The organism is Dermacoccus abyssi (assembly GCF_003515945.1).
GTDB classification, from domain to species: Bacteria; Actinomycetota; Actinomycetes; order Actinomycetales; family Dermatophilaceae; genus Dermacoccus; species Dermacoccus abyssi.
The window spans coordinates 1-9,932 of record NZ_QWLM01000030.1 but is presented as its reverse complement, the minus strand read 5'-3'; the positions used below and the strand labels follow the sequence as shown (position 1 = coordinate 9,932).

The 9,932-nt window shown below is 66.8% G+C and carries 13 protein-coding genes; 8 read left to right on the top strand and 5 right to left on the bottom strand.

From position 1 onward, the window contains the following. A partial coding sequence (locus D1832_RS14765; protein WP_241511039.1) for an integrase core domain-containing protein occupies positions 1–386 on the top strand: 386 nt, incomplete at its 5' end. A gap of 174 nt (positions 387–560) precedes the next feature. Then, positions 561–2,312: an alkyl/aryl-sulfatase gene (locus tag D1832_RS14760; RefSeq protein WP_236953395.1), complete on the top strand. Its 1,752-nt coding sequence runs from the start codon at positions 561–563 to the stop codon at positions 2,310–2,312. Between the two features lie 10 nt (positions 2,313–2,322). Here the strand turns inward: D1832_RS14760 and D1832_RS14755 are convergent, their stop codons facing one another. Both D1832_RS14755 and D1832_RS14750 read right to left on the bottom strand, forming a co-directional pair. Further along, positions 2,323–2,742: a hypothetical protein gene (locus D1832_RS14755; protein WP_072625934.1), complete on the bottom strand. Its 420-nt coding sequence runs from the start codon at positions 2,740–2,742 to the stop codon at positions 2,323–2,325. A 79-nt stretch (positions 2,743–2,821) separates the two neighbouring features. After that, on the bottom strand, positions 2,822–3,397 hold the full coding sequence (locus tag D1832_RS14750; RefSeq protein WP_072625933.1) for an HdeD family acid-resistance protein: 576 nt from the start codon (positions 3,395–3,397) through the stop codon (positions 2,822–2,824). A 240-nt stretch (positions 3,398–3,637) separates the two neighbouring features. Between D1832_RS14750 and D1832_RS14745 the strand changes: the two genes are divergently transcribed. Further along, positions 3,638–4,894, top strand: a complete 1,257-nt coding sequence (locus D1832_RS14745; RefSeq protein ID WP_230082797.1) for a DUF2252 domain-containing protein — start codon at positions 3,638–3,640, stop codon at positions 4,892–4,894. 20 nt (positions 4,895–4,914) lie between these two features. Continuing rightward, positions 4,915–6,594, top strand: coding sequence for an alpha/beta hydrolase (locus D1832_RS14740; RefSeq protein ID WP_164513617.1), 1,680 nt, complete (start codon positions 4,915–4,917; stop codon positions 6,592–6,594). Positions 6,595–6,648: 54 nt separating this feature from the next. On the opposite strand, the gene D1832_RS15615 is transcribed toward D1832_RS14740, so the two are convergent. From D1832_RS15615 to D1832_RS14725, 3 genes are all read right to left on the bottom strand, one after another. Further along, positions 6,649–6,750 carry an SHOCT domain-containing protein gene (locus D1832_RS15615; protein WP_205703081.1) on the bottom strand — a complete coding sequence of 34 codons (102 nt, stop codon included), beginning with the start codon at positions 6,748–6,750 and terminating at the stop codon, positions 6,649–6,651. Between the two features lie 213 nt (positions 6,751–6,963). Next, on the bottom strand, positions 6,964–7,401 hold the full coding sequence (locus D1832_RS14730) for a hypothetical protein (RefSeq protein WP_072625930.1): 438 nt from the start codon (positions 7,399–7,401) through the stop codon (positions 6,964–6,966). A gap of 27 nt (positions 7,402–7,428) precedes the next feature. Next, a complete protein-coding gene (locus tag D1832_RS14725; protein WP_072625929.1) occupies positions 7,429–7,824 on the bottom strand; it encodes a phage holin family protein in 396 nt (131 codons plus the stop codon). A gap of 140 nt (positions 7,825–7,964) precedes the next feature. Here D1832_RS14725 and D1832_RS14720 point away from each other — a divergent pair, with 140 nt between their 5' ends. From D1832_RS14720 to D1832_RS14705, 4 genes are all read left to right on the top strand, one after another. Next, positions 7,965–8,480 (top strand): hypothetical protein, encoded by a 516-nt coding sequence (locus tag D1832_RS14720; RefSeq protein WP_072625928.1) that lies wholly within the window; start codon positions 7,965–7,967, stop codon positions 8,478–8,480. 102 nt (positions 8,481–8,582) lie between these two features. Further along, positions 8,583–8,885 (top strand): cation:proton antiporter domain-containing protein, encoded by a 303-nt coding sequence (locus D1832_RS14715; RefSeq protein WP_083546230.1) that lies wholly within the window; start codon positions 8,583–8,585, stop codon positions 8,883–8,885. 46 nt (positions 8,886–8,931) lie between these two features. Beyond that, a complete protein-coding gene (locus D1832_RS15610; RefSeq protein ID WP_083546229.1) occupies positions 8,932–9,225 on the top strand; it encodes an IS3 family transposase in 294 nt (97 codons plus the stop codon). Continuing rightward, positions 9,225–9,932 (top strand): DDE-type integrase/transposase/recombinase (locus D1832_RS14705; protein WP_182434821.1); only part of this gene is annotated, 708 nt, incomplete at its 3' end. The genes D1832_RS15610 and D1832_RS14705, both read left to right, overlap by 1 nt.

The following is a 9,932-nucleotide window of genomic DNA, read 5'->3' as shown; positions in this document are numbered from 1 at the left end:
AAAATCACTGGGCTGGAAGACCCCAGCGGAAGTCTTTAACGAGCATCTACTCTTGCACCAACAAGCTGGTGTTGCATCGACCGGTTGAACCTGGTCAATTTCGAAGCCGGAAGTTCGTCCGTACGCTCAACCGTCACGGCATGGCCGGATCGATGGGCCGTGTCGGCGCGGCTGGCGACAACGCGGCCATGGAGTCGTTCTTCTCACTGCTGCAGAAGAACGTCCTCGACCGCCGCTCCTGGACCACCCGTGAGGAGCTCCGGATCGCGATCGTGACCTGGATCGAGCGGACCTACCACCGACGTCGTCGACAGGCCGCTCTCGGGCGATTGACCCCCATCGAGTTCGAGACCATCATGACCACGCCAGCCACTCAGGCTGCGTGACCCAACCTGTCACCCGATCGTGCAGCAGTCCCGTCGGCGGAGGTGACGGCGAAGGCGTTCAGTGCCCCCATTGTCGAGAGGCACAGCGAGTTGTCCAGGTCGCTGCCGTTCACTGATACTGCCGACTTCGAGGCTGCGTCTCGTGGGTTCATCGGTGCTCTGGAGCCTGTGGTGGTGCGCGATGCGGAGGGAAAAGTGGTGTGGGACATGGGTTCCTACGCGTTCTTGGAAGGTGAGGCTCCGCAGACGGTGAACCCCAGTCTGTGGCGCCAGTCGCTGCTGTTGACCAAGCACGGTCTGTTCGAGGTGGTCCCCGGGATCTATCAGGTGCGCGGGTTCGACCTGTCGGTGATGACTCTTGTCGAGGGCGAGCAGGGCGTGATCGTGATCGACCCGTTGATCAGTGTGGAGACGGCCGCGGCGGCGCTGGCGTTGTATCGGGAGCATCGCGGTCAGCGGGTGGTGAGCGGGGTGATCTACACGCACAGTCACGTGGACCACTACGGCGGGGTGAAGGGTGTGACCACCCAGGAGGATGTCGACTCGGGGCGGGTGCCGGTGCTGGCGCCGGAGCATTTCGCCGAGCACGCCATCTCGGAGAATGTCTACGCCGCGACGGCGATGGCGCGGCGGGCGGGGTACATGTACGGCGCGGCCCTGGACCGCAGCCCGACCGGTCAGGTGGGCGCTGGTCTGGCGCAGACGACCTCGACCGGCACGATCAGCCTGATCCACCCGACTCTCGAGGTCAGGTCCACCGGGCAGGAGGAGGTGATCGATGGGGTGCGGATGGTTTTCCAGATGACGCCGAACTCCGAGGCGCCGGCGGAGATGCACTTCTACTTCCCGGACTTCCGTGCGCTGTGCCTGGCGGAGAACGCGACGCACACCATGCACAACATCCTGACCATCCGAGACGCCATGGTCCGTGACGCCCAGGCCTGGTCGGACTACCTGACCGAGACGATCGACATGTTCGCCGATGTCACCGATGTCGCCTTCGCCTCCCACCACTGGCCGACGTGGGGCTGCGATGAGGTGCGCGCCTACCTCTCGCTGCAAAGGGATCTGTATGGCTACCTGCACGACCAGACGCTGCGGATGATGAACGCCGGGATGGTCGGCAGCGAGATCGCCGAGGCGATGGTGCTGCCACCGGCACTGGAGGCCGCGTGGCACACCCGCGGGTACTACGGCTCGGTCAGCCACAACGTCAAGGCCATCTATCAGCGGTACATGGGGTGGTACGACGCGAACCCGGCGAACCTGTGGCAGCACCCACCGGTGCAGCGCGCCGTGCGCTACGTTGCCGCCATGGGCGGGGTCGACGCGCTCCTCACGGCTGCGCGCGGCGCCTTCGAGGCCGGCGACTACCGTTGGGCGGCCGAGCTGGCCTCGCACCTGGTGTTCGCCGAGCCGGACCATGCTCCCGGCAAGGAGCTGCTCGCCGCCACCTTCGAGCAGCTGGGCTTCGGAGCCGAGAACGGCACGTGGCGTTGCGCGTACCTCTCCGGTGCTCACGAGCTGCGGCACGGCAGCTTCGGCAGTCCGACCGCGGCGCTGTCCGCTGACCTGCTCGCTTCGCTGTCCCCGACCCAGCTGTTCGGCGCGATCGCCGTGCGGGTCAACGGCCCGAGGGCGTGGAACGAGCACATCGAGATCGACATCGACCTCGCCGAGGATGGCCGCTACCGGCTGCGGCTGGTCAACGGTGTGCTCACCTACACCACCGCGAAGCAGGCGCACGCGGCTGATGTGAGCCTGCGGATGCCGCGTCTGGCGCTGCCTGCGCTGCTGGTGGGAGCGGGGTCGATGTCAGAGCTGGCTGACCTCGGCATACGGGTCGATGGTGATGCCGACGCACTCTGGCGCCTCATGTCCGTGCTCGACGCCCCCGACCCGGACTTCGCGATCGTCACCCCCTGATCGGCGCAGCTCAGGACGCTTCTGGGTAGAGCAGGCGTCGAAGGGCTGTGCGCGAGAGCAGCAGCGTGACGACGAGCAGTGTCACGGGGATGAATCCGCCCAGGCTGACCGAGCCGCCGAAGGTGGCTTCGATCAGCCAGAGCACGATGAGCTTGCTTCCGGCGGCCACTGCCCAGAGCATCACGGCCGCGGTTGTCCTGGCTCGCCGCGTTGCGGCCGTGCGAAGGCGCGCCATCACCGCGCCCTTGACCAGGAGGACCACTTCGAGAGTGACCTTGAGCAGGAGCGCGGTCAGCAGCGAGAGCGAGAAGCTCTCGCTGATGACCGTCGGCAGGTACTCGATGGCCAGATTGAGAATCACGACATAGACGAACACGTCCACCACATCGGCCGGATGCGCCGCCAACCAAGAACCCAGCCGCGTGCGCACCGATCGCGACGCTCCTGCGCGGCGCTTCCCGGAGGACCCGTTCACAGCCGACGGGCGCTCGGAGCCGGCTCGCGCACCCTCAGGCGGCAGCGTTCTGCGTGGCGGGGTCGACATTGTCCTTCGTGGCGGTGGCGTCGACGATACGCAGCCGCCCGGAGAGGATGAGGGTGATGCCCTCGCTGAGGACCTGGACGCCGAGGAGGATGCCGAGCAGCTTCAGAGTCGCGGCGGCCGGGTTGAGCAGGATCCACAGAGCCAGGACGATGGAGACCAGTCCGCCGAGGATGAAGACCCACTTGTGGGCCGGGACGGTGAAGGCCAGGCCGATACGGACCACACCGGTGACGAAGAAGATGGCCCCGGCCATCATGGTCAGCGCGATGGCGGCCACGAGGGGGTTGCGCAGCATGAACAGGCCCAGGACTGCCAGGGCGGCACCGCCGAGGAGGGTGGACCAGGACAGGCCTGCGCGGATCGAGACCAGCGCGACGATGATCATCATCACCCCACCGATCAGGGTGAGCCAGGCGATCCAGAGCACGGACACGGCCGTGGCCAGCACGGCGTTGCCCAGGACCATGAATCCGAGGATGACCAGCACGAGTCCGAGGACGATGTCCCAGCCGGTGCGCCTGCGTTCGAGTGTGATTGTCATGGTAGGTCTCCTTGGGCCGGGATGGGTCGACAGCGCCGACGGGAAACATCCCCGCATCACGAGGAATCCTATTGCCTGAGCGGGTTGCTGGGTCGTGCGACTTGCCAGAAACGACGTCTCCCTTTTCGGTGCCCGGCTGCGCGCGATAGTGTACGCAGCATGCCATCACGCCCACGGCCATCGACACCCGACTTAGTGGTCTCCGGCCGCAGGCGCCGCCAGGAGACTCCCCGTTCCACCTTGGCCGAGCTGCCGCCTGGGAGCCGGGATCCGCTGGGCATCCTGAGGGAGCAGAACTCCACCCGCCTCCAGGAGCTCATTTCGCTGCGCGCCGAGCGGATGTCGCAGAGCGCGTTCGCGTTCTACCGGGGGACCGCTGCCCTGATGGCGGCGGACCTGGCCCGCTCACCGCATACCGGTCTGCTCGTGGTCGCCTGTGGTGATGCGCACGTGTCGAACTTCGGGTTCTACGCCTCTCCGCAGCGCACGCTGGTCTTCGATCTGAACGACTTCGACGAGGCGGCCTGGGCTCCGTGGGAGTGGGATCTGAAGCGCCTGGTGACCAGTGTGATCGTCGGGGGGCGGGACTCGTCCCGAACCCCACACGTCATCGAGACCGCGGCGCGCACGACGGTGAGCGCCTACCGGGCTGCGCTGGCTGCGAGTCTGGAGCTGACGCCGCTGCAGCGCTACTACACCCATATCGACCCCAGGGGCGGTGCTGGGCTGCTGGACAAGAAGTCACGCCGGGTGATCGCTTCGGCGATCAAGTCCGCTCAACGTCGCACCGGTGAGCGGGCGGTGCGCCGCCTGACCACCCGGGACGCGGACGGCTCGTTGCGGTTCGTCATGGCGCCGCCGACGATGGACCAGCCGAAGCCCGAGGTCGCCGAGAATGTGCACCGCTACACCGATGCCTACCGCGCCAGTGCCGGCCCGGGCATCCGGATGCTGCTCAGCCACTACCGGGAGGTGGACCTGGCGCTGCGGGTTGTCGGGGTCGGCAGTGTTGGAACCCGGTGTGCGCTCTCCCTGTTCGAGGACGGTGACGGCAACGGTCTGATCCTGCAGTCCAAGGAGGCCGGTCGCAGTGTGCTCGAGCAGTACGGCCGCATCGAGCAGCCGCAGGTGCTCACCGAGGCGGTCGGGACCCACGGTCAGGGCGCGCGGGTGGTCGCCCTGCAACGGATCCTGCAGGCCGTCTCGGACCCGTTCCTGGGCTACCTGCGCGCCGAGGGCTTCGACCTGTACGTGCGCCAGTTCCACGACATGAAGGGCGGCATCGATGTCGAGGACCTCGACGACCGCCCGTTCATCACCTACGCCCAGGCCTGCGCGGTGACTCTCGCCCGCGCGCACAGCCAGTCCCCACGAGCGGCCGAGATCGTCGGCTACATCGGCAACGGAGACAGGCTCACCACCGCGATCGTGGAGTGGTCGACGGCGTATGCCGACCTCTCCGAGCGCGACTACCACGCCTTCCTCGCAACCCGATGACAGATCCTGAGGCGTCCCGGGTGTCTCGCTTCTGGTCCGGGCTCGGGCTGTCGTTGCCGGGGGCGTGGACTGCGCTGATCCTGGCGACGCTGTCCTTTCTGCCTTCCCTGGTGCCGCGGCCTGCGTTGTATCAGGGGGTGATCGCCGGGGTCACCGCGGCGATCGGCTATGGGCTGGGCGTGCTGGGGGCGTGGGTGTGGCGTGAGCTTGCCGACCGTCAGGCACGTCAACCGTCGGCCTCGAGGGTCAGGGCTCTGCTGTTCGCCGCCCCTGCGCTGCTGGTGGTGGCGGTGATCCTTGGTGTGACCTGGCAGCGGCAGGCTTCTCGGTTGTTGGAGATGGAGCCGCAGACCCCGCTCGCGGCGGTCCTGGTCATCCCCGTGGCTGTGCTGGTGTTTGTCCTGTTCGTCTGCATCGCCCGTCTGCTGCGCCGGATCACTGGGGTACTGACTGCCGGACTGCGTCGGGTCGTGGGCCCACGGGCGGCCAGGGTGATCGGGATCGCTGCTCTGGTGACCACGGTCGCCCTGGTCTTCAATGGGTTCGTCTTCGAGCGGGTCACTACAGCGGTCAACGCGGCGTTCTCGTTGACCAACGGCGGGACACCGCAGGGGGTGACGGCCCCGATGAGCCCGCTGCGTTCGGGTAGCCCGGAGTCGCTGATCTCGTGGGACACGCTGGGATTCCAGGGACGGGGCTTCGCGGGGCAGGGTCCCAACGCCACCCGGATCGCCCAGGTGGCTGAACGGTCGGGGCAGGGTTCCGAAGTGACTTTGGATCCCGTCCGCGTCTACGCCGGGCTTGACTCGGCTGAGGACCTCGAGACCCGCGCGGCACTTGCGGTGCAGGACCTGGAGCGCGCTGGCGGCTTCGAGCGCTCGTATCTGCTGGTCGTGACCCCGACCGGCACCGGGTGGGTGGAGCCGACCTCGGTCAGCGCCTTTGAACATCTCACCTACGGCGATAGCGCGACGGTGTCGATGCAGTACTCCTTCCTGCCCTCTCCGATCTCGTTCCTGGCAGATCAGCAGAACGCTCGCAACGCCGGTCGCGCACTCTTCGACGCGGTCTATGAACGGTGGAGCCGCCTGCCGCAGGGCGAGCGTCCCGCTCTGTACGTGTTCGGCGAGAGCCTGGGCTCCTACGGGGGCGAGGCCGCCTTCAGTGGCGAGTTCGACATGGCCAACCGCATCAGTGGGGCGGTGTTCACCGGACCGCCGAGCTTCAACCATCACTTCGGGCAGTTCCTCGACGACCGCCAGAGCGGCAGCACCCAGATCGCGCCCATCTACAAGGACGGTCGCACGGTGCGCTTCACCGACGACCCGATGCGCCCGGCCGAGCCGGCTACCCGACCCTGGCAGGGGACCCGGGTTCTCTACATGGTGCATCCCTCAGATGCCACGACCTGGTGGAACTTCGACCTCATTCTCAATCGTCCGGACTGGCTCGAGGAGCCACGCGGTCCCGATGTCCTTCCCCAGGTCCGGTGGGTGCCCTTCGTGACCTTCTGGCAGGTCACCACCGACATGGCCTTGGCCATGGAACCCGGTCCGGGCTTCGGGCACAACTTCGCCGGCGAACACGTCGGCGCATGGGCACAAGTCCTCAACCTCGACAACTGGACGGCCAAGCGCGCCGCAGCCGTCCACGAGGCGGTACTAGCCGAATCCCGAGCCCCGTTCACACCCTCGCAGTAGCCGATCCGCGCACGGGTAGCCGATCGACAGACGTGGCTGCCTGGCCCGGCAGTGTCAGCCGCCGGCGAGGATCCGGGTCTTCTGGGTCTCGAACTCGGCCTCGGTGAGAACCCCGGACTCGCGCAGCTGCCCCAGTTGCTGCAGCTGGGTGATCACGTCGGCACTGCTGAGAGCAGAGGCTGCTGCAGGCGGTGCGGGAGGAGCCGGCGCTGGGGGCGCGGGCGGTGCCGGGGCGCTCGGGGCTGCCGCTGCATCCTGGGCGGCCCACCGCTGGTGCTGGCTCGCTGAACATTACCGACCACGTGGAACATTACCGACCACGTGAGCGGCCACGCTGGCGCGTGCCGCGGTGCGCAACAAGCCCATGGCTCATGCCTCCTTCGTCTGCTCGAGCGCATGCTCGAGTTCATCGGTGTGCACGCCTCCGGCCCACAGCAGGCGGCCGCCTTCGGCTGCCAGGTGCGCGGCGGCGGTCGCCAGGCTGCGGTCTTCATAGACCAGGACCACGGCAAGCTCATCCGGGCCGAGCTCGTCGGCCAGGTCAGCCAGGTCCTCCTCGTCGAGCAGGTCGGACTCCGATGACTGCAGGTCGCCAAGGGCTCCTGGATCGCTGTGGGTGAGTGCCTCCAGCGGTTCACGGGTAGCGCGACCATCCTCGCCCAGGGCTAGGACCTCGATGTCCAGCAGCGTCAAGGTGCCGCTGTCGATCTGGCTGCGAAGCTGGCGCGCCGCGGCCGAGACATCGCTGTCACGTCGAATGATGAAGACGGCGAAGTCGATCGGAGCGGTGAACGAATCGGTACTCACTTCTGGGTAGTTCCTTTCTGTCGCAGGTCAGCTGGCTACCGAGTCGCGAGACCCGGCGCGGTTCTTCAGCAGCACCAGAGGCAGCAGCCAGCCACCGAATGCGGTGACAATCCAGACCACGAGGGTGGCCAGCACCCAGGTGAAGACCCCTGAGATGCGCAGACCGTCGGGGAACAGGGACGCGATGAGCAGTGCCACGAACGTCGATACCAGCCCGATCCCGCCGAGCATGGCCGGTGCGTACTGGCGGGCGATGTTGAAGATGAACGGCCCCAGGATGCTCTGTGCCAGCGCAAAGACTCCCACGGCAACGAGGAACCCCGAGAGGGAGAGCTGCACGCCATCGACGACGGCTGCGGCGGCAAGCAGACCCACGGCTGCTGTCCCGATGAAGATCCCGGTGCGAATGAGGAGGCGAATCATGGTCTTTCCTGCTGGATATGCCCAGCCGAGCAGCAAGGATCACCGTCACACTACAGGCAACGCGAACACCCAGAACAACCCCCGCCCGTGGTGCACTGTCTCGTGTTTCCACACACCTTGAGCTGGAAGGCCCGTGACATATGTCGAGATCAGCCGTCTTCACCTCACCGACACTCAGGCAGATCAGCGAACCGGCGATCTACGGCGTGGTCCTGGTGGCCGCGCAGGTCGTCGTGGTCGCCAACTCCGCGGACGCTTCCTGGGACGTGCTGATCAAGGTGCTGGCCACCTTGATCGTGTTCTGGTTCGCCCACGTCTACGCCGGGGTAGTCGCGCACCTCGGAGACGTCCTCGACGACAGCACTCCCACGTGGGCTCGACTCGGCGCCGCCATCCACGACGGGCTGGTCCACTCCTGGGGCCTGCTGCTAGCAGGGGTCATCCCGTTGGTCGTCCTGACCCTTGGCGTCCTGGGGGTGATCCGTGACAGCACCGCAATCTGGGGGACACTCTGGGCAGCGGTGGTCGTCCTTGGACTGCTCGGGTGGCTCGGCGTCGCGTCGTGGACCGCTCGCCCCCTGCGAGGGCTGGTCGGCGCTCTGGTGACCTGCGTGCTGGGCGCAGTCCTGATAGTCCTCAAAGCAATCGTGCACTGAAGCCATCTCAAAGGCGCCTCCTCATCCTCGTGCCGCCACGGCTCCTCGCCACCCCCCGGACACCGAACTTCGAACAACCCCAGGGCTGACTAGCATCTGGCCATGAGCGCACTGGTGGCCACGGTCGAGATGACCATCCTCGTCCTGTTGGCCTCGATCCTGGCCGGTCCGATCCTCGGTGCGCGCTTCCGGGTTCCCGGGCTGCTCGCCCTGATCTTCCTGGGGATGCTCTTCGGCCCGTTCGGGCTGGGGTGGCTCGGTCGGGCGGATCTGGTGTACGACATGGGGGCCATCGGCATTCTCTACCTGATGTTCCTGGCCGGGCTGGGGTTCAACATCAACGCCTTCAGCCAGGGGCGGGCCAGCGCGCTGGGCTTCGGGGGGGACTGCTGCACAGATAGGTGACATCTGATCGGTGGTGCCAAGAGGTGCCGCTGGAAGGATGTGCACTGTGCCGAAGCCGTACCCCAAGGAGTTCCGAGATGACGTCGTTCGCGTCGCCAGGAACCGTGAGCCGGGAGTCCACCTCAAGCAGATCGCTGCCGACTTCGGCATCAGCGAGTCGTGTCTGACGAACTGGATGAAGTCCGCCGATGTCGAGGATGGAGTGAAGCCGGGGGCGACCGCGGCCGAGAATGCCGAGTTGCGTGAGGCGAGGAAGCGGATCCGGCTGCTGGAGCAGGAGAACGAGGTCCTGCGGCGAGCCGCTGCGTATCTGTCGCAGGCGAACCTGCCGGGAGAATGATGTACCCGCTCGTCCGCGAGCTGGCTGTCGACGGGGTCCCCGTCACGGTGACGTGTCGGGTGCTCAAGATCGCTCGTCAGCCCTACTACCGCTGGCTCGCCCAACCGGTCACCGGCTCCGAACTCGGGGAGGCCTACCGCGCGAACGCGCTGTTCGACGCCCACCGCGACGACCCGGAGTTCGGCTACCGCTTCCTGGTCGACGAGGCCCGTGACGCAGGCGAGTCGATGGCTGAGCGGACGGCATGGCGGATCTGCTCTGACATGGGCTGGTGGAGTGCGTTCGGCAAGCCCAAGCGTGGCAAAGCGAAGAACCCCGGACCACCGGTCCACGACGACCTGTGCGCCGTGGTCGACAAGCACGGCGTGATCCGGCATGAGTTCAAGGCCGATGGGCCGAACGAGCTGTGGATCGGCGACATCACCGAACACCGCACCGGCGAAGGCAAGCTCTACGTCTGCGCGTTCAAGGACGTCTACTCTAATCGGATCGTGGGCTACTCGATCGACTCGAGGATGAAGTCCCGGCTCGCGGTCGCCGCGCTCAACACCGCAGTCGCCAGGCGCGGTGACGTGGCCGGCTGCATCGTGCACACGGACAGGGGCTCGCAAGGCGGATTCAACTGGTCGTCGCAACACCTCGTCGTGGAGGTGTTCAGTGGTTCGTCGTCAGCAGGCAGCAGATCGGGCGGTTCGTCCGAAGTTGAG

Coding starts and splice junctions, on each gene's coding strand:
- D1832_RS14750 (WP_072625933.1), bottom strand. CDS start 3,397: ATGACAATCACACTCGAACGCAGGCGCACCGGCTGGGACATCGTCCTC.
- D1832_RS14725 (WP_072625929.1), bottom strand. CDS start 7,824: ATGATTCGCCTCCTCATTCGCACCGGGATCTTCATCGGGACAGCAGCC.
- D1832_RS14720 (WP_072625928.1), top strand. CDS start 7,965: ATGTCGAGATCAGCCGTCTTCACCTCACCGACACTCAGGCAGATCAGC.
- D1832_RS14715 (WP_083546230.1), top strand. CDS start 8,583: ATGAGCGCACTGGTGGCCACGGTCGAGATGACCATCCTCGTCCTGTTG.